The sequence below is a fragment of the Paenibacillus sp. P3E genome (assembly GCF_001909045.1).
Taxonomy (GTDB): Bacteria; Bacillota; Bacilli; order Paenibacillales; family Paenibacillaceae; genus Paenibacillus_AQ; species Paenibacillus_AQ helianthi.
The window spans coordinates 1-20,533 of record NZ_LVWH01000048.1 but is presented as its reverse complement, the minus strand read 5'-3'; the positions used below and the strand labels follow the sequence as shown (position 1 = coordinate 20,533).

The window sequence follows — 20,533 nt, the reverse complement described above, 5'->3', positions numbered from 1 at the left end:
GGGGCATTTTGTCTTGTCCTGATGAACTTGGAAAATACCATTAAGGTGAAAAGTAACGTAGGGGAAGTTTTGAACTGGAGGAGCGATAGCGTCCGCCTTTGTCTCCGAATGTTATCCGCTATAAGCGGTACAATCCAAAACATCTGGAGACAACAGCGGCCGGAAGTCCAAACATTCCCTGGAGTTACGGCCAGCACCAAATATGACATTTTTCTAGTTGGCTGGGCTCCAGACAAAAAGAAGCCCCGGCAAACCGCTGCCGGGGCACTCCTCTATTATTTGATCCCTTTTTCAGCAGTATAAGCATTCCACTGCTTCGTCCATTCCGCCTGGATCTTTTCCAGACCAGCCTGCTTGGCCTTCTGCATAAAGGTTTCGAGTCCTTTATCCACATCATCTACCAGCCCGGCTTCCAGCGGGAACAGGTACTGCTTCTCTACCTGCTCCAGAGCCGCTTTTTCAGCCTGATACGAACTGTAATCCTCCGCAAAGCCCAGGAACAGATCTGGCTTCTGAATCTTGTCTAGCTCGTCGAAGATCGCCTTTACTCCATCAAATCCCTTATCGAACAACATGAATTCCGGATTTCTCCAAGCCCAGCCGTTCATTCCCTCACGGGAGAAGCCATTGGATTGGCTAGTGCCTACCAGCTTGTAGTAACCGCCCTCTACAGTGTAGTTCTTGCCTTCAATACCGTATTGCGTCAGCTGGTTATACCGTTTGTCCAGGACCAGCTTCTGATAGAAAGCAAGTGCTCTTTCGGGATTTTTGCTGCTCTTGGGAATGGCAAAACCATTGTGTATCGGATGTACCGGCGTTGCATATCCTGTTGTTCTACCGAATGGAGAATAGGCCAGCTCCCACTCAGGATGTGTTGTGCTGATCTTCATCTTCATATCGTTAAAGCGGTTAGGATTATCTCCGAACATGCTGGCCGCTTTACCCGAAGTAATCGGGTCTTGCATCGTATCCTTGATGTTCAGCACGTTCTTGGGAATAAACCCTTTGTCCGCCCAGCGCTTCATGGTCTTCAGCTCTTCTTTTTGCTCATCAGAGCCCCAATAGGAGTAGACTGTTGTAGGTGTTTCATACTTCACGCCCATACCGTAAGGCAGAGCACCGACCATTTTATTCAACTCCGTATAAATGTAATGCAGATTATTGCCGATGTCGCTGTTTAGGGATATAGGCATCATATCCGGCTCATTGGCCTTGATTCCGTCCATGTAGGCCTCATAGGTAGCCAGATCTTTTGGAGCCGGCAGATTATATTTCTTGCGCAGATCCTCGCGATATACGAAACCGTTAGTTACATATTCTTTAAAGGTCGCAGGAACCGTATAGATTTTACCGTCTACCTTCACATCCTCCCACATCGATTCAGGGACGAATTTCTGCAACTCCGGTGCAGCCTTGGGCAGGAGATCATCGATAGCGAGGAACGCGCCGCGTTTGGCATAGGATTGATATTGGGTCCAGTCCGCTGTGAAAATCAGATCAATCGCCTGGCCGGAGGACAGCAGCAGCTTGTATTTCTGATCCCAGTCCGTCCAGCTTGTATAGTTGAACTTCACGGTAGCATTCAGATCTTCCTGAGCCATCTTATTGATTTCATCTTGAATGATCGGCAGATCCTTCGGAGCGTCTCCAAGCATGTAGAACTGAAGCTCAACCTTCTTCGAGGTGTCGATTCCAGTTTCAGCTGCGGGGGCTGCGTTACCCTCTGTTGTGGCGGCAGTATTGGTCTTGCCTTCTGTTCCAGCGCTGCCTTTGTTAGCATTACTGTTGCTGTTGTTACCACCGCATCCTGCAAGAAGCGATAGGGCCAGCGCAGTTGTTGTAAGCGTTGCCAGAGTTTTTCTGCCTGCTTTCTTTTTCATATGAACCCTCCTAAAAGTTTTGTGAGCACAGCTTCCTTGTTCAGGCTTCGTACAAAACTGACTTCGAAAGCATACGCTAAGTTTTGTGAGCACAGCTCCCTTGTTCAGGCTTCGTACAAAACTGACTTTGGAAGCATACGCTACGTTTGGTGAGCTACCCTTATCTTGTATGACTCTATGTTAGCCGAATAACAGAAGCACGGTAATGGTACTTTCTGCCACTCGGTTCTAACCTTTTACAGCCCCAACGGTCAAGCCCTTTACAAAATAGCGCTGGATGAACGGGTACAGAAACAGAATGGGTCCGGTAACGACGATGGCCATCGCCATTTTGGTTGACTCGGTAGGCAAATCACTGCCCAGGCTGACACCGGTACCCGCGCCCATGTTGGCAATGAAAGCTGCCGAATTGATTACATTGTACAGATGGAACTGCAGCTGGTACTTATGCGGATCATTGATGAACAGCGAAGACGAGAACCAGTCGTTCCAGTAGGCTAAGGCGAGAAACAGGCCGACCGTGGCGATGCCGGGCATCGACAGCTGGAGGACAATCCTCCAATAGATTTTGAAATCACCGGCTCCGTCGATCTTGGCAGATTCGAACAGCTCCTCGGGAACGGCCGAACGGATGAAGTTCTTCATTAGAATAATCAGAAACGGTGTCATCAGCCCCGGAAAAATCAGCGCCCCATACGAATCGGTAAGATGCAGATATTTGGTCATCATAATGTACCAGGGCACCAGCCCCCCACCGAACAGGGTGGTGAAGTAGATGTAGAATGAGAAGGTATTGCGGTACTTGAAATCCTTGCGGGCCAGCACATATCCGGCCATAGTCATAAAAAACAGCCCCAGTATCGTGCCCGTCACCGTAGTGAACAGTGTAACGCCATATGCACGCAGCACCTCGTCCGGGAAGGTAAATACCGTTTTGTAGCCCTCCAGCGAGAACTCAGCCGGAATGAGATGATAACCATCCTTAATGATCGAATCATTGGCAGTCAAGGATGCCGAAATAATCAGCAGGAACGGAATCAGGCAGGCCAGAGAGCCCAGAATGATAACCGTGTAGGCAAGACCCTGCAGCAGCCTTGTATAATGATCGTCTTTGATATGCATGCTCTATTTCTCCTTCCGTATCGTGTTCAGCACATCCTAGAACAAAGCGTAATCATCATTTATTTTGCGGATAATGTAGTTCACTGTCATGATCAGAATGAAACCGAACAGCGATTGGTACAGCCCTGCCGCCGTCGCCATTCCGACATCAAAGGTAACCTTCAGCGAACGGAACACATACGTATCCAGAATGTCTGTGGTATTGTAGAGGACCCCGTTGTTACCGATCAGTTGGTAAAAGAGGTCAAACTGCCCTTTCATAATGCTTCCCAGCGAGAACAGCAGCAGCACTATAAAGGTCGATTTCAGCATCGGCACGGTGATATACCAGATCCGCTGGAAGATATGGGCACCGTCGATTTTGGCCGCTTCATAATACTCTTCACTGATTCCAGTAATGGAAGCGAGGTAAATGACCATGCTGTAGCCAAGATTCTTCCAGAGATAAAATAGAATGATCAGGAAAATCCAGGCCGACGGTTTATTGTAGACATCGACAGGTCCCGCCCCGAACTGGGCCAGCAGCGTATTTAAGAAACCGTTATCATAATTGAACACGTTGTATACGATAACACTCAGAATAACGAAGGAGACGAAATACGGCAGGAACATGATGGATTGGGTCAGCTTTTTGAACCATTTGATACGCAGTTCGCTGAGCAGAATCGCACAGACAATCGCGAGCACATTCCCCAGCAGGATAAACGCCAGGTTGTAGCCAATCGTGTTCAGAGTGAGCTTCACCAGCGTGCCGGACTTCCAGAGAAATTCGAAGTTTTTGAGACCCACAAAGGGTGCATCGAACAAACCGGAATTGAAATCAAACTGGGTAAACGCGTAATACACGCCGACCATCGGGAAATACGAATTGACCAGAAAGAACAGCAGTGTAGGCAGCAGCATCAGAAAAAGAATCCGGTTATGGACCAGCTCATGCAGGAAACCTTTCTTTTTCTTCTTCTGTGTCCAGGCCCCCGTCTCGGACGGCAGCCCCGCCCCCTTAATAGGAAGCTCAATGGCGAGTGGTATTCCACTCTTGCGTTTGCGGTATCTCAAAGCCGCCTTCACCCTCCTATACCCCTATAAAATAATTTGCGGCAGCATATGCCTGCTCCCCCGCTTGGACGCCTGAAGCTGTGTTCAGCAGCACCGTCCAATGTATGTTTTGAGTATAGAAGACACCTTTCAGGGTGAATAGTGCAGCTTAAGGGTATTCCTGTATATTGTGGACTATCGCCTAGTGAACATTTCTGACTTCTGTGGAGTAAACAAAGGTTGAACGGCAAAAAGCCCCGTAAACTCTCCTGTATCAGGACAGCCCCGGAGCATTATATAGAAGACCATATGCATCACTAATCTAAGATTCCACGAAAAGAGCCCGGCCCCGTTTCACCGCCAGCCCCGGTGTTTCCTCATCCATTCGCCGTTCTGCCTCACTCAGCACCTTCCGCTTCCGCCAGCGCCGCAGCACCAGCAGCCCTCTTGTCGCCTCATCGGCAATCATACAGCAATAAATGCCTGTCAGACCCCAGCCGGCACTGATCCCGAGGAAGTAAGAGCAGCCCACGCCGATGAGCGACATGGAGCAGATGGAGACATACATAGTATAACGGGTATCTCCAATCGCATTGAGCGAATTACCCATGGCCATGTTCAGCATTTTGCAGGGCTGCAGCAGCAGATTAAGGGCTAGCAGGGATACCCCTATCGAAATAATCGCCTCATCCTCTGTGAAAAATCCCAGCAGCGTTCTCCCAAACACAAACAGCAGCAGCACGTTGGCACCGACAATAACCAACCCGATATAGAGCGTGCGGTAAGCCCCTTGATAGACCTCTTGCATCTGCCGGGCGCCGAAGAGATGAGCAAGCTGAATCTGTCCAGCCATCGCGACGGCATAACCCAACGTGAAGCAGAAGGATTCCAGCGTATTCAGATAGGTGCGGGCTGCCAGTTCTTTTGCCCCGAGTATTGCCATAAACGAATAGATCACCAGCTGTGACAGTACCCATGATGAAGAATTGAGGCCCAGCGGCCAGCTGATACGGACGATCTCCCCGAACAGCCTCCGGTTGAAGATCCGGAAATCCCGCAGCCGGACTGTACGTTCAAAGGACCGGCTGAACAGATACAGCAGAATGAAGACACCCAGCAGCCGGCTGATCATATTGGACACCGCGATCCCGGCCAGGCCCAGCTCCGGCAGCCCGAACACTCCAAAGATCAGCAGATAGTTCAGGGCAATATGAATGATATTCACCGCCACTCCCGTATACATCGGACCACGGGTATTTCCGGTATTGCGGATCGCTGAACCCAGCGCAACGGTCATCCCGACCATGAACAATCCGCCCCCGACATAGGTGAGATAGACATGCGCGAGCGGCAGCAGCTCTTCGGAGATATGCAGCAGCCGGGCCGTGGGGTCCGAGTACAGGAACATCAGCAGGCTAACTCCGAAGCCCAGGATACTGCTGGACGTTACTCCCATAATAGCTATCGTGCGCGCTTCCTCTGACCGCCCCGAACCCAGACGCTGGGCAATCAGAATTCCCGCCCCTCCGGCCAAGGTGGTGAAGAGCGTGGTCAACGCACCGAACAGCTGATTGGAAATCCCTACAACCGCAACCGCGTCATCCGAAATCCGGCTGACCATAATCGTGTCCACCGTTCCCAGCAGCGTCTGCAGAAATATCTCGATGAAGATCGGCCAGGCCAGCATCCACAGACCGGATTTTCCGGTTATAGCTTTCACGAAATCAACCCTCCTCCGGTGCGCGCCCTTACTCGAATCCTGCGCCCACTTCGATACAATTCATCTTGTCAGAACTAAATTATAGGTGATATACTCTGAAAAATGTACCACAGACGAAACCTAAACTTTCAATATCCAAACCTTCAATAGAGAGGAAAACGCCATGGATATCTTACAATTTTCCGTCCCGCCTTTGCCTCATTACATTATCAGCGGGCTGAATCAATTCCAGACTGGCTATCTTCATCCAAACCGCCAGCACATTCAGGTGTTCGATCTGCTGATCGTCCGCCAGGGCTGTCTCTATATCGGCGAGGAAGACCGAAGCTTTACAGTGAACGCAGGCGAAGCGCTAATCCTGCGGCCGGATTGCCATCACTATGGAAGTGAGGGCTGCCGTGAAGATACGGCCTATTATTGGCTGCATTTCCAAACGTCCGGCAGCTGGAGTGTGGATAGTGCATCTTCCTCTGTTTTGTATGAAGCCGGTGGAGCCATGATTGATCCAGCTGTTGAATCCAGTGTATCTGCCGAGCCGCTTCCCGCAGCGTACTTCGGGATCGGTCCGTTCAGCCTGCGCCTCTCCCAGCACATCACCTTGCTCCAGCCTGCCAGAATAGAGGAGCTTCTACTCCAGCTGGAGCAGCTCAAAAGCAATGCCCATCTGACCTCCGTCCGCTTCAGGCAGCAAATTCTCTTCCAGGAAATCCTCCAGCAGCTCGCGGCTTCCATAGAGCAGGGCCGCTCCGGTTCCCAGTCCACCGCCTGTGCTGAACAGGCCGCCTCCTTCCTGCGGGCCCACTACCGCGAGGAAATCACGACTGCAAGGCTCGGGGAGAGTCTTAACTTCCATCCGGTCTACATTGCCCGCTGCATGAACAGGGAGTACGGTTGCTCCCCCATAGAGTATCTGCTCCGCTACCGCATTGAACAGAGCAAGCTGCTGCTGATGCAGACCAGCTTCCCCATTGCGCGGATTGCCGAAGAGGTCGGCTTCAACCAGGCTCCTTATTTCAGCTCCAGCTTCATGAAGCTGGAGGGCATATCCCCGCGCCGATACCGTCAGCGCTTCTCTTGACTGCTGTATCCTGTGATATAATAACGGGCAAGTAAGGAATACGAAACGGACTAACAGGCGGGGATATCTATGAAATTGGAGCGGTTGATCTCTATAATCTATAAGCTGCTGAATCACGAAGTTTTGTCTGCCTCCATGCTGGCCGATGAGTTCCAGGTCTCCCAAAGAACCATCTACCGGGATATCGATGTGATCTGTGCTGCCGGCTTTCCGGTCGTATCCTATCAGGGGACTAAAGGCGGTTATGGCATGATGAACGGATACAAAATGGATAAAAGCTTGCTCGGTTCTTATGATGTCAATTCCCTGATTACCGTGCTCAGAAGCCTTTCCTCCGTATTTGAAGATGAGCGTGCGCAGGGGACTATCGAACGGCTTCAGACGATCGGACCGGAGCACTTGACCACAAGCCTGGCAGTGGACCTTGAAACTCTCCGGACGGAGCCCGATGTGCTTCCTCATTTACGTACGGCCATTGCGAAGCGTAATATCGTCCGCTTTGAATATATTAATGCGGAGAATGAGCGTACTACCCGCGATATGGAGCCGCTGCGGCTTCATTTTAAATTCCGTAATTGGTACGTTTATGGATTTTGCCGAAGCCGGGGGGATTACAGGGAGTTCCGGCTGTCCCGGTTGATGAATTTGCACCTGACACAGGAGTCATTTGAACCGCATCACGGCGTGCCTGAGGTGGCTGCTTGTTCTAACAAGGATAAGCAAGATGAGCTGGAGGATGTAGTGGTCCGGATAGGGCCGGAGGCGTTGGCGGAAGCGATGGATCAGTTTCATCAGGTCCATAAGCAATTCCATGCCGATGGGAGTATGACGATGCGAATTCCAGTTTACAAACCATTGAGCGCACGATGGCTTTGGACCCTTCTGCTGAGTTTTGGCAGCGGTGCCGAAGTCCTCGAACCCCCTCTACTACGAGCCATTATAAAAGAACAACTTCAAAATACACTCAAACATTATGAAGAAGTATGACACTCTGTTGTCAAACTTCTTTTTTTATGATTACAACAGAAACCAAATCAAATTCATGATAAGCCCAAAGGAGACGATCGCGAATGAATCATCCGCTACAAATGTTTAATTACCACACCTGGGCCAACCAGACGATCCTGGGGAGGATCAAGGAACTCCCATCCTCTGTGCTGAGTCAGGAAGTGAACAGCTCGTTCCCCACCGTTGCTCATGCCCTTAGTCACATTTATGCGGTAGATACAATGTGGTATCTGGTTGTTACTGGTACGGGTATGCCAGAGGCGCTGCAAGCAACCATACCGCTTAATAAGAACCTCCTGCATGCTGTGGACGAATACTCCCAGCTATTTGCCCAGCTAGCAGAACAATACAGCGAATGGTTCCAAAACCAATCCGATTTGGAGCAAACCATTCTGCTTGACAATCCGTTCGCCAGAATCCGCCAGACTCGCCTGTCCGAAATCGTGCTGCATCTGGTTAATCACGGAACCTATCACAGGGGCAATATTTCTACAATGCTGCGTCAACTGGGGCACGCATCCACGATGAACGACTATGCCCTTTTTTGGTATCAGGAAACCGATGATGATTCCGTCCTGGCGGAGAGACGCTTGGAATCCTCAGACTGACACTCTCCCAGAAAGGAGTTTAACTTTTTATGGAGATTGAAAATTTACTCACAGCCGCATCGAGAGAGGAGCTGAGGATTTGGCTGCAGGAAAATTCCAAGACCGAGAAATCCTGCTGGGTCGTAGTAGGTATGACACCACATCCGGATGCGCTGCTCTATTTGGATGCGGTCGAAGAATCCTTGTGTTTTGGCTGGATTGATGGGGTCAAAAAGAAAATATCGGAATCAGAGCTGGCGCAGAGACTGTCTCCCAGAAGCAAACGAAGTGGATGGACTGAATTGAACAAAGAACGTGTCCGCCGCCTCGAAAAGTTGGGGGTCATGAGAGACGAAGGAAGAAGGGTGCTTCCTGATATGGATTACAAATCTTTTACAATAGATAGGGTCATAGAACAAAGTTTACAAGAGGAAAGACAAGTATATGAAAATTTCTTGGCATTTCCGGCTCTTTACCAAAGAGTTCGGATCGACACGATGCAAAGCCATAAAAATCAGCCGGATATATTCAGGAGCAGATTAGACAAATTGATATCAAACACTAGAGAAAATAAGATGTACGGTCATTGGCATGACAATGGACGCCTTCTAGATTATTAAGAGCCAGATCCAATAGAAATCGTCTAACTCTATACAACAACAGGCTATTATCCGGTTGTACCGGGTAATAGCCTATAATATAAACTAAACCCATGAATACATATGCTTTCTTCATTATCAGGTGAGCAACAATCCCTATCCTATACCTCTTGTACAAACGGGCGTTTCTCATACACCAGACATTCCGCTTACTTGCCGGCTCCCTGTTTTTCCGCTTCTCTCTCTAGTGACGCAAAATAAGCAATCTTATGCTCAATCTTTTGCGCAAAGCTCTGAAAAAATTTAATTTTCTCATCGATCTGCAGCTTATGCGCCTGAAGCAGCTTCCGCTGGTCGGGCAGTGCTCCTGTCCCTTCCTGGGATAATGCGATGAACTGCTTAATTTCGGCTATCGGCATCCCCGTGTCTTTCAAGCAGCAGATCAGCGAGATCAACTCCAAATCCTCGTCCTGAAAGCAGCGGTTTCCGTGCTCATCCCGTGCTACAACAGGCAGAACGCCTTCCCTTTCGTAATAACGCAGGGTATATTGGCTTAGTCCGCTTTTTTGTGCTATTGTTTTGATGCTGTACCCCATATTTCTGCTCCATTCCGCCGATTCAGCATTCAGCTCCGGCAAGTTGATCTACATCTAAATTACCACCAATACGAATCTATGAAAAGAGCGCTAACAAAACTGTTGACTTACACCTAGCTCTAAGGTCTACACTTTACACTGTACCTTACATTTAAGGAGTGAATGATTCATGGTAAAAACAATTAACGTGGGTAACGGTACGCTGGAGGTTGCCCAAATTTCATTAGGATGTATGCGGATTGCTGAATTGTCGGCCAAAGAAGCGGACGTTCATATTCACAGTGCCCTGGAAGCAGGTATTGACTTTTTTGACCATGCAGACATTTATGCTGCCGGCAAAGCCGAAGAAGTATTTGGGGAAGTCGTAGCGAGCAGCCCAGGCATGCGCGACAAATTGATGATTCAGACCAAATGCGGGATTCGGCAAGGTTTCTTCGATTTCTCCAAAGAGCATATTGTGTCATCCGTAGAGAACAGCCTGAAACGCCTCAAAACTGACTATGTGGATGTACTTCTGCTGCACCGTCCCGACACCTTGATGGAGCCTGAGGAAGTAGCTGAAGCCTTCGATGTTCTGGAGCAAAAAGGCATGGTTAAACACTTCGGTGTCAGCAACCTGAACCCGCTGCAGATTGAGCTGCTCAAAAAAAATGTCAAACAGCCGCTGCTTTTCAATCAGCTGCAGCTTAGCATTATGGTTTCCGGCATGATCGATTCCGGCTTCAACGTCAATATGACCAACTCCGCTTCCGTGGTACATGATGGAGGCATCCTGGAGTACAGCCGTCTGCACGACATGACCATTCAGCCTTGGTCTCCGTTCCAATACGGATTCTTTGAAGGCGTATTCCTGGGCAATGACAAGTTCCCTGAACTGAACCGGGTCATAGACCGTTTGGCTGACGAAAAAGGTGTTGCCGACACCGCCATCGCTATCGCCTGGCTCCTCAGACACCCTGCCAAGATGCAGCCGATTGTAGGTACTACCAATACCAAGCGCCTGCTGGACATCGCCAAGGCTTCGGACATTACCCTATCCAGAGAAGAATGGTACGAAATATACCGTGCGGCAGGCAACATACTTCCGTAAATAAGCTACAGAAATAGAAAACCCGTAAAGACCTTTATGAACAAAGGTTTTTACGGGTTCATGCCTATTACCACAGTTTACTTCAAATAAGTTCCCGTCTCTCCAATTCCGCCCTTGCCATTTAATACATACACTCTTGCATTTCCTTTGCCGGAGCAGGTTAATGTAATCGAGCCGCTATTAACGTACTTGGTATCGCCTGTGACTGCATCCACATAGGTTCCGTTCGGAATTCCGGTAAACGTAGCATTTCCCGAAATCGTAACGAGTGCGAAGCTGTCGATGCCTTTGGCGTTGTCGGTATATCTTCTCTTAAAAGCCAGATTGCCTGATACATTTTCTGTGGAATACTGGCCTTTTTGCAAGGCTGGAACAGCTCTTCTGATTAAATTAAGCTGTCTGATGTGCTTCGCCAATGGATAATTTAGCGATTCCGCAAGTTTGCCGGTTGCATTTGTATATTTGCCGTAATCCTGAACCGTAACACTTCCTTCCATTTGATCGCCGAAGTAAGCGCGGCCTGTAGTGCTGAGCGGTGCGTTCGGGCCGGGATCAAGGACCTTCCCCTTTTGGAATTCGATCTCTGAACCGTAGAAAATGGCGGGGATTCCCCGGAAGGTGAACATCAGCGCCAGATTCTCCGCCCAAGTGTCCTGTGTCCCTGCGAATCTTTGACTTTCTGGAGCCTGGTCGGGTGCATAGTCATGAGAGTCCACATAGGTGACATTCCAGGTAGCATCGTTATAGTATTGGTCGCCGCTTCTCATACCAAATGCTTCCTGTGCCGACTTAAAGGCCCAATGCATCGGAAAATCAATCACATCCATCCCCGATTTCATTGAATAGTCAGGCGCATGATAAGTATTACCGTTTAAAAAAGCATTGTTCGAGGTTGGCTGTCCTGCTGTTGTCGAATTATCCGCCCACTCCTGTTCAACCGATGCTTTATTGGAAACGTAGTCATTGGTACTGTCACCCGGATACGATTTCGAAGCTTTCCAGGTATAGAACGGGGTTGAGATTGCCGGAATCCCACTGTTCCATACATCTCTGTACCGGGTAGCCACTTCACCAAAGATGTAGAAATCAGAGCCTCCTCTGGCCTTCCAGGAAGGAATAAAATATTTATTGAAAATATACCGGCTCACATGCTTCACTGTATCAAGGCGGAAAGCATCCACACCCATGTCAATATATTGGTTATAGGAGTTGATTAAATATTGATCCACTACAGGATTTTCCGTGTTCAGGTCAACACAGTCTCCGGCGATCTGCCCTGTCTGTACAGTGTAAGACTCCCAAGACAAGCTTTTTTCCGTGTGGTACATGTTATTATTGGTCTCTGCAGTCTTCATTAAGGCAAGTCTTGCCTGATACTGCTGATCGGGGGTCATGGAGTCATAGTTTGCCGGCAGCTTATCTGTTATTTTCATCATGTTATTCACAGTGTCCGCTTTAGTTGGATCTTTCTTGAACATAGGGAACAGATTCTCTTCACCAAAATTACCCGTATGATTGACAACGATATCCTGAATAATCTTCAGCCCTTTGGCATGCGCCGCATTGATCAAATCCTGATAAGACGCTCCTGCCGATTCATATCTTGGATCTACATTGGCAAAATTGATCGCGTGGTAGCCATGATAATCATATCCGCTCGCATTCTGCACAACAGGTGTAATCCAGATGGCACTGAATCCAAGAGCCTTGATGTAGTCGAGCTTTTGAATCAGCCCTTTGAAGTCTCCTCTCCAAGCCGGGTCGGAGTCCGGATTTCCCGCCTTCGCATCATCCCATGCGTGTACGTTGTTGCTCGGATCGCCATCATAGAACCGGGAAGTGATCACGAAGTAAATGGAGTCCTCACGGAAATCGCCTGACTTTCCAATGTTGTACACAAAGCTCTGTGTGTTTTGATTCCCGGCACCGTCTACCACAAGAAATTTCAGAGTTGTAGTCTTAGAAATGAGAATAGACGGCCCTGCCAGGCCAGCCAACGCATTACCGGAGATATAGAGTTTGGAACTTGTCGTTGGTTCCGTACCATCATCTGTGTAATAGGCCTTAGTTGTTGCCGCTTTGTTGTCTTTGATGTTAAAAGATACAGTAACCTCGGAATCTGAATGCCCAACTGGCAGATTGGCTGTAATTGTAGGCGCTTGCAGATCAGCATTTAGATCAATGACATAAGCGAAAGAAGCAATGCTTCCAGCTTGACCGAGTGCGTTGACACCGAAGGCCTTGATCGTTACAGAGGAAGCAACCTGAACTGGAGCAGTATACAGAGTCGATGAAGCTGTAGGCGTCGATCCGTCTGTCGTATAGTAGATTTTATCGCCGCTGTTACTGCTTGAAAGCGTCACTGTCTGGGCGGAATCATATGTTTTTGGTACAGGGGCGGCTGAAACCACCGGAATCTTGGGACTTTCCGGATTGGCATCATACCACACGTTATCTGTGTAGTACCAGCCCTCCTTCACACCGCGGGACAAATCAGCCGTCTGTTTGCCGTTGCCATCATTAAAGATAAGACTTGTGCCTGTAGCTCCAGTAATAGTATAGCTGTACCAGCCATTTCCGTCCGCATTCATCAGAATCCCCGGCCACGCTCCGCTTGCAGGAACCGTTGCAGGGCTCAAATTCCAGTAATGGATTCGCAGCGCCGAATTCCAGCTCGAAGGCTTCTTAATGTGAACCGTTACCCCTGTAGTAGGCGTAGGCGTTACAGTCGGTGTTGGTGTTGGTGTTGGTGTTGGTGTTGGTGTTGGTGTTGGTGTTGGTGTTGGTGTTGGTGTTGGTGTTGGTGTTGGTGTTGGTGTTGGTGTTGCTGTCGCTGTTGGTGTGACTGTTGCCGTGGCTGTTGGTGTTGGTGTTGGTGTGACTGTCGGAGATGCCGTGACTGTCGGTGTTGGCGAAGTTCCAGCCGCGACCTTGATGTAATCAATATTGATATTTCCAGTGTCGGTTGAATCGTATCTATATGCAATTGTATTATTACCCGCCTGCAGGGAGAGCGTTTCTGTTTGGTCGCCCCATGTATCCCAACTTGCCAGGCTTGCGAGAGCCGTTTGCTTCACCTTTGTTCCGTTAACGTAAATAGAAACGTTTTTGGCGCTTCCGGTGGCATTTGTGTAATGAAGAGTGGTATTAAAGGCTGTTGAGGCAGAAGCCTGAACAGTGAAAGTGGTGGCTGCTCCACTGGCTGTATACCCATCAACAAACCCGGTTCCCGAATACCCGGTGTGATCCGAATTTATTTTCGCCCCACCTGATAAGGCTGCGCTCTCAGCTTCATATTTCCCGGCGACCGGAATAACGGCCGTCCAGTTCTTTCCGCCATTGTTATCCCAGATGTCTGTTGGAGCTGTGATGTGATAACAATAAATTAATGTGGCGCCCTCAGGGGCATTAATATTTGCTGTAAATGTAGTCCCTGTCTTCGACATCGCTGTATCCGTAATATTGGTCCAATTATTAGTGCTCCAATGCAGCGTCACTGCTGTTGCCGTGGAATTCGTATAGGTAACTGTATAATCAGTATTGCTGGCAGATGCCCCGCCGGATAAACCAAACAAGCCAAAACATAGCGCAAAAATGATCAACCAAGAAATAAAAGACCTAGTTTTTTGCAGTTGCAAGCAAATAACCTCCTTTTAAAATTATCACTGCGCAAACGTTTGCATTTTAAATAAAAAAAATAAATCCTCCAATATTGTTCATATCTCACCCCCTTATTTCACATATTGTATGCGTTTGCAAGTTTACTTTTATGATTATAATCTCCAATCTTTTCCTGGTCAATGATAATTTTGGTTATATGGCCATCTGGGGCGATGCCAGACAAAAGAAACCGGACCCATAACAGCCGTAGGCACAGCGGTCAACGTCACTGTTCAGCACCCCATGCCCTGAGAATGGGTTTTCTATTATTCATTTTGTCAATTTTCCGCACTAATCGAATTGGCTGCTTGTTACCTTTTTCAAACGTGAAATGCTCTTGAAATCCCATTAATAATTAGGGAAACCCCTATAACTCTCAGTATGACTCTAGAGGTTCTATCGTCTTTTCTAAAAATAGCCTGACCAAGTGTTCCAATAAACACGTTAATAAGTATTCCAACAATAAGCTCCACAATCCCGATTAGTTCCACTATACCCAATCTAATCCCTTCCCGATTTCATATTTTGAATCTCCTTCAGCCCTTCAATACCTTGAGTTCTCTATTCATAAATAAGAGGCCGGCTGCGAAGCCTATAATTCCAATCCCAACGAATACAGCTAATGGAACCCATTCTGAAGCAATCGCCTGATGGTCGAAAATCACGGCCGATAACGATTGTATAGCCCACGATTCCGGAGTGAATTTGGATATGATCCGCATGAAGTTTGGTGCCATTTCCATAGAGAAGAAGGAGCCTCCAAGCATACCGGTTACCGCTATGATAATTGAAGCAGAGGACGTAAACTGTTTCTGATTCCGCATAAACGGGATGACAATCATAGTGATACTGGTCAATGCAAATAAATAAGCAGCGAAAAGAATTCCGACCGCCAGCGCATTGTCTGCGATACTAATTTTTAGCAAATATTTACCGGCTGCCAAAATGACCAGAACATGAACAGTCCCGAACAGATAGGTAGCTGTCATTTTTGCCAGCAGATATTTCTTATAATCAATAGGTGTGCTCAATAATCTGCTTAAGGTATTGTTTTCTCTTTCATCAATTAGGGTCCGTAATCCCTGAATAACAACGAACCAGATGAACATAACCAGAAAACTGATTAGCCTTGCTGTGGCATTGTCATGAGTCTTCTCTCCACTACTTAGAGTTTGGTCATCTATCTTTAGATTAGAGATCTCATTGATGCCTTTAAATACGCTAGTTGTAATTCCGGGGCCATCTACATTCAATCCCGTAGAGATCATCTTTGAGTCATGAATCACTTTTTGGAGTGTGCTTACTTCACCGGTAATAATCTCTTTCAGAATCGTCCCTTCACCGTTTTCAACATTTTGCACAAAATAAATAGGCAAATCTTCACCGGACCCAGATAATAGATGGCTACCAAAACCCTGATTCACAACCAAACCAAAGGGAATATCCTGATCATCTACCTTTTTTTTGATAGTGGCTTCATCAGAATGTACAATTTTCACTTGGTTCTGTTTCTCAATCATATCCATGAGTTGTTTTGAATACTCACTATGGTCCACATCAGCTACAAATAAGCTTTCCTGGCTGCTTCCTTGTGAAAAGGAGAACAAGAAGGTCAAAATTAGGGGAAGCGCGATTGTTGCAAAAACCGCGGTTCTATTTCGAAACATCAGTTTCAGCTGGTTTTTTACCATGACTATAAATTGCACGTTTACTCCACCCTTTTCCGTTGTATACCCTAATGTTAATGATAATAAATATCAGCCCTATACCTATAAGCTCCAACAAATCAATATACATGCCGTCAAGACCCATCCCTTGGCATACCTTTACATAGGAATTTATTGCTTTACCGTTGGGGAGGATCTCCTGAATAACGCGCAGGCTGTCCGGCAATCCACTTTTAGGGATAAGACTCCCTCCCAAAAAGCTGAAAATGTACAGCACTGGAGAAGCCAAACTGGAAACAGCCACATGGTCTTTCGCGGTAAAGCCCCACAGCAGAATAATGCTGCCAATGGCAAAAGCATAAACAATAGTAATGACAAGGAGGTCAAAATAATTCCCCCATTTCATCTGGAACACAACCCGGCTAATAATGATCACAATAACCATTTGGATAACAACGGATAAAATAATCCCAAAAAGTTTGCCCAGCACATACTGTATATTTAATGTTGGTGTAGATTTGATTCGAAAAATGGTGTGGTTTTGCTTCTCATCCACGATGCTATGAACCAGCACAAATGCCGTCATAATGGAGAACATAACTACCATAGCGATCGAATAATACTGCATAGCATCTATGGGTACGGCTTCTTTATTGGTTGGCACCTCTCGTATGTTAAGACTGAGCTCCTTATTTCCTGATATTTGGCTCATAACCTTCTCCATTTTATCTTTAGGAACATTTCCTTTGCTGCTTATGATCTGGAGGATCGTACTTTGTTCAACATTCTTTGTCCTGACACTTGCACTGAACCGGTCCAGAATAGTCGCGACTATCTCTTTATCCAGAGGCTTATCGTTGTCACCCATCAAGACGATATTCGTTTGTTCATTATTCATAGCGGCCTTAGTGAAGCTTTCCGGTACGTATACAAATACTGCAACCTGACCATCTTTTAGTAAATGCTTGCCCTGGTTATAACTGGTGGCTTCTTTTAAATTTACAATTCCCTCCAGATCCTTTTGCTTAAATACGTTATCTCTTAAGACATTCCCCAAGGATACGAACTCAGTCCCCTCATAAGTGCCCTTATCTGAATTATAAAAAGCTACATTAAACGTTTTGATTTGGGAACTCGAATCACTGAATACCGTTCCCAGGATGAGTATTAGTATGGATGGAAACAGAATAAGCTTTAGATAAAATGTTTTATTTTGGGTCAGCAACCGCAGATCCAATAGAAATAGCCGTAATAGCTTTCTCAAAATATCACCCCCTCGCTACCCCCTTAAGGCCTTACCTGTGATCTGTAGAAAAATACTCTCCAAGTTCACTTCCTCATATTTAAAACTGGTAAGCTTAAGTCCTAATTTTTTGATGTCATCCACAATCTCAATCACATTCTTGTCACTCGTAGAAACCAGCATACTGATCTGATTGCCCGCTATACTAACCTTGGAAATTCCGGGAATCCGGTCTAACTGTTCAACTGCACCCTCACTCGCTTCACTAAAACTAACGGTCAACGTATCACACGCCGCCAGGCTTTGCTTTAGTTCTTCTTTTGTTCCCTGTGCGATCAAGGAGCCATGGTCGATGATGGCAACATTCTTGCACAAGTATTCCACTTCCTCCATGTAGTGACTTGTATAAATCACCGTCATCCCTCTGTCCTGATTCAGTTTTTTCACAGTCTCCAGGATATGATTTCGGGATTGGGGATCAATACCTACAGTGGGTTCATCCAAAATCAACAATTTGGGATCATTCATTAGGGCAATACCGATATTGACCCGGCGTTTCATCCCTCCGGAGAACTCGGCAACATCCTGGTTTTTCTTGTCCTGTAGTTCGATAATTTCCAGTACTTCATTGGTTCTGGTTTTAAGCTTTTTCCCGGAAAGTCCATATAGGCTGCCGAAAAACTCCAGATTCTCTTTGGCGCTTAAGGCTTGATACAATGCTAAATCCTGCGGGACAATACCCATAATTTTTTTAATATCTATAGGTTTTTCCCTAAGAGACTTGTTATCAATCGTTATACTCCCGCTGGTTGGCGTAAGCACCGTGCTTATCATAGATACGGTCGTCGACTTCCCGGCTCCATTTGGGCCTAACAAACCAAAAATCTCACCACGTTTCACATGTAGCGAAATATTATTAACTACAGTGACATCATTGTATTCTTTGGTCAAATTTGTTAATTCAAGCATCAGTAAAGCACCTCTCGTTCATTCTTGTTCTGTTATCATTCTAACCCCCTATACAATTTAAAAATATTTACTATAGTACTCAATCTGAGTATTACTTTAGTTATCACTTGCATCATTACTTTAGTCATATAGGTAGGGCATTGCCTTAGTGGGGAGAAACTAAAATATGCCGTCCATACAGTAATCAGTCTGTAGATCAGACAAAATTACTGCAGGACGGCATACAGGAGGAAATTGGAATCAGATAAATGTGGACAAGCCATGCTGCAGGACTACAGCGATTTTTGCAGACACAGTGTTAATTCAGTTCTATTCTTCAGCTCGAGTTTCTCAAACATTCTTGAGACATAATTTTTGACAGTACCTTCTGTAATAAATAGGTCATTACTAATCTCTTTATTACTCTTACCTTCCATAATACATTTGGCAACCTCAAGTTCACGTGGCGTAAGCAACTGTAGAATCTGCTCATTCTGTATGTTCTCTGACCCTGTATTCTTCACAGAATTCAGCGCATTCACTACTTCCCGTGTAATCTTGGGATTCAACAGGATGTTCCCCTCACAGGCAGTCTTAATGGAATACAAAATTTCCTGAGAGCCCGAATCTTTTAGAATATACCCATCCGCCCCATTTTTAAGACCGGTAAAAATATACTCACTATCATTAAAAGTGGTAAGAATGATAACCTTGATCTCAGGGTACTTAGCTTTCACCAGTTTTGTAGCTTCGATTCCATTCATTACCGGCATTTTAATGTCCATTAGAACAACCTCAGGAGAAGTGTATGTGAGAAGCTCCAATGCCTCTTCTCCATTGGATGCTTCGCCGATAACATGAATTTCCTCATGCAGGCTAAGAATCATCTTCAAGCCTTCCCGGACAATTTGCTGATCATCCACTATAATAATATTCACCATGAGTGTGCCTCCTTATTTATTAAACTCGAAATCAAGAGCAATTTTAGGAATATTGGCCTCAACACTAAATCCTGTAGATCCCCCCGAGTAAAAATTAACTTTCCCACCTAGGGCAACGATCCTGTTTTCTATTCCCTGAATCCCCTTCGATTTAATGATCTCTGTGCAATCTGCTCCATTATTATGAATGAGCAAGGAGATTTGATCAGAAAATTTATGGATCTTAATGGAAAAGTGTGTAGCCTCTCCATGTTTAATGCCATTGGTGATAGACTCCTGCACCGTTTTGTAAATGCAATTTTTGATGTCAGAATCCACATATTCAATTTCTTCATCCATGTTCAGTTCAAAATGAATCTTTTTCGTTTCAAGGAAGTTGTCAAAGATCTCGTGAAGGGATTGCCGGAGTTCCTTAGAGGATCGCTCCTCCCCAAGAAGAACTACCGTTTTACGAAGCTTGACGATGCATTCCTTGGAAAGCTCTTGAGATTTATTTATCGTAAGCTTTGCTTTACCTGGCTCCATATCCATAACTGTATTTGCATATTCTAGATTCATATTTAAAGCTATAAGATAGTGCCCCAGTGAATCATGAAGTTCTTGGGCAATCCTATTCCTTTCTTTGGAGATAGTCAGCTCCTGAATCTTGCCTGAATACTCCTGCAATGTGGTATTGGCAATTTGTAATTCTTGATTGAGCTCTTGGGTCCGAGTTTTTTCTATTAATACATTTCGAAATAAGTAGACAATTGCGATAATTACTAAATATGAAGACAGGATATCCTTAACAGTATTATGATCTGCTATCAGTGAAGCTGTGAAGATAGCAAAATGCAAGCATAATACATACATAGGAATTTTTCGAGTACTCACAATAATTTCAACAAGTAAAATAATTATGTAAATTTGTGTGCCTATGCAGTAAACCTTAAACAGCAAAAAACCAGCTAAAATATTACTAACGATAAAGGATACATACCATAGAGCCTTAGACTGGTTCTGAAATTTGCCTCTGGTGAAATCATTCACGAGCAAAGCTACAGTTATAAGGATAAAATACAGAATAGATTGTGAATCAGCCGGATATTTTTGAATAATAGTGGCAAATATGGAGAACAAAGAAAAACCTTTAATCATTCTTTGCACAACCATTCTACTGTCCATGGTATACATGTCTTTCATAATCGATACCTTCTTACTCAGATTGGAGTAATAACCCAAAAATAAAGTCTAGCTACACTATAACATAGACCTGTTTATCCATAAAAATCCTTTTTAGCTCACCGTACTATAAATAGTCTTAGTGGCGAATACTAAAAACTGCAATTAATGTATATCAAATAATCTGCTGTATTACTC

At 46.0% G+C, this 20,533-nt stretch carries 17 protein-coding genes; 5 read left to right on the top strand and 12 right to left on the bottom strand.

Features of this window, described 5'->3' with window-relative positions; all coding sequences use genetic code 11:
- Nucleotides 1-275: 275 nt before the first annotated feature.
- The 4 genes from A3842_RS06410 to A3842_RS06395 all read right to left on the bottom strand — a co-directional run bounded on the left by A3842_RS06410 (nt 276) and on the right by A3842_RS06395 (nt 5,757).
- A complete protein-coding gene (locus A3842_RS06410) occupies nt 276-1,880 on the bottom strand; it encodes an extracellular solute-binding protein (RefSeq protein ID WP_074083729.1) in 1,605 nt (534 codons plus the stop codon).
- 228 nt (nt 1,881-2,108) lie between these two features.
- Nucleotides 2,109-3,002: a carbohydrate ABC transporter permease gene (locus A3842_RS06405; protein ID WP_074083728.1), complete on the bottom strand. Its 894-nt coding sequence runs from the start codon at nt 3,000-3,002 to the stop codon at nt 2,109-2,111.
- Nucleotides 3,003-3,038: 36 nt separating this feature from the next.
- Nucleotides 3,039-3,905 (bottom strand): ABC transporter permease, encoded by an 867-nt coding sequence (locus tag A3842_RS06400; RefSeq protein ID WP_244169711.1) that lies wholly within the window; start codon nt 3,903-3,905, stop codon nt 3,039-3,041.
- A gap of 454 nt (nt 3,906-4,359) precedes the next feature.
- Nucleotides 4,360-5,757: an MATE family efflux transporter gene (locus A3842_RS06395; protein WP_074100813.1), complete on the bottom strand. Its 1,398-nt coding sequence runs from the start codon at nt 5,755-5,757 to the stop codon at nt 4,360-4,362.
- 163 nt (nt 5,758-5,920) lie between these two features.
- Between A3842_RS06395 and A3842_RS06390 the strand changes: the two genes are divergently transcribed.
- From A3842_RS06390 to A3842_RS06375, 4 genes are all read left to right on the top strand, one after another.
- On the top strand, nt 5,921-6,835 hold the full coding sequence (locus tag A3842_RS06390; RefSeq protein WP_074100812.1) for an AraC family transcriptional regulator: 915 nt from the start codon (nt 5,921-5,923) through the stop codon (nt 6,833-6,835).
- 69 nt (nt 6,836-6,904) lie between these two features.
- Nucleotides 6,905-7,822: a helix-turn-helix transcriptional regulator gene (locus A3842_RS06385; RefSeq protein ID WP_074100811.1), complete on the top strand. Its 918-nt coding sequence runs from the start codon at nt 6,905-6,907 to the stop codon at nt 7,820-7,822.
- 83 nt (nt 7,823-7,905) lie between these two features.
- Nucleotides 7,906-8,451 (top strand): DinB family protein, encoded by a 546-nt coding sequence (locus tag A3842_RS06380; RefSeq protein WP_074100810.1) that lies wholly within the window; start codon nt 7,906-7,908, stop codon nt 8,449-8,451.
- Nucleotides 8,452-8,480: 29 nt separating this feature from the next.
- The gene (locus tag A3842_RS06375) at nt 8,481-9,050 is read left to right on the top strand and encodes a YdeI/OmpD-associated family protein (RefSeq protein WP_074100809.1); all 570 of its coding nucleotides are present in this window, start codon (nt 8,481-8,483) and stop codon (nt 9,048-9,050) included.
- 188 nt (nt 9,051-9,238) lie between these two features.
- On the opposite strand, the gene A3842_RS06370 is transcribed toward A3842_RS06375, so the two are convergent.
- Nucleotides 9,239-9,667, bottom strand: coding sequence for a MerR family transcriptional regulator (locus A3842_RS06370; protein WP_083609496.1), 429 nt, complete (start codon nt 9,665-9,667; stop codon nt 9,239-9,241).
- Nucleotides 9,668-9,794: 127 nt separating this feature from the next.
- On the opposite strand from A3842_RS06370, the gene A3842_RS06365 reads away from it, so the two are divergent.
- Complete coding sequence (locus A3842_RS06365) at nt 9,795-10,715, top strand: aldo/keto reductase (RefSeq protein WP_074087171.1); 921 nt, start codon at nt 9,795-9,797, stop codon at nt 10,713-10,715.
- A gap of 77 nt (nt 10,716-10,792) precedes the next feature.
- Here A3842_RS06365 and A3842_RS06360 read toward each other — a convergent pair whose 3' ends face one another.
- From A3842_RS06360 to A3842_RS06330, 7 genes are all read right to left on the bottom strand, one after another.
- The gene (locus tag A3842_RS06360) at nt 10,793-14,353 is read right to left on the bottom strand and encodes an alpha-amylase family glycosyl hydrolase (protein WP_074100808.1); all 3,561 of its coding nucleotides are present in this window, start codon (nt 14,351-14,353) and stop codon (nt 10,793-10,795) included.
- Between the two features lie 342 nt (nt 14,354-14,695).
- Nucleotides 14,696-14,875, bottom strand: a complete 180-nt coding sequence (locus A3842_RS06355; RefSeq protein WP_074100807.1) for a hypothetical protein — start codon at nt 14,873-14,875, stop codon at nt 14,696-14,698.
- A gap of 36 nt (nt 14,876-14,911) precedes the next feature.
- On the bottom strand, nt 14,912-16,081 hold the full coding sequence (locus tag A3842_RS06350; protein WP_083609495.1) for an ABC transporter permease: 1,170 nt from the start codon (nt 16,079-16,081) through the stop codon (nt 14,912-14,914).
- Nucleotides 16,029-17,306 carry an ABC transporter permease gene (locus A3842_RS06345; RefSeq protein WP_074100805.1) on the bottom strand — a complete coding sequence of 426 codons (1,278 nt, stop codon included), beginning with the start codon at nt 17,304-17,306 and terminating at the stop codon, nt 16,029-16,031. Before A3842_RS06345 ends, A3842_RS06350 begins: the two co-directional genes overlap by 53 nt.
- Before the next feature lie 15 nt (nt 17,307-17,321).
- Complete coding sequence (locus A3842_RS06340; protein WP_074100804.1) at nt 17,322-18,254, bottom strand: ABC transporter ATP-binding protein; 933 nt, start codon at nt 18,252-18,254, stop codon at nt 17,322-17,324.
- A 272-nt stretch (nt 18,255-18,526) separates the two neighbouring features.
- A complete protein-coding gene (locus tag A3842_RS06335) occupies nt 18,527-19,171 on the bottom strand; it encodes a response regulator (protein WP_178382061.1) in 645 nt (214 codons plus the stop codon).
- 15 nt (nt 19,172-19,186) lie between these two features.
- A complete protein-coding gene (locus A3842_RS06330) occupies nt 19,187-20,356 on the bottom strand; it encodes a sensor histidine kinase (RefSeq protein WP_074100803.1) in 1,170 nt (389 codons plus the stop codon).
- Nucleotides 20,357-20,533 lie beyond the last annotated feature (177 nt).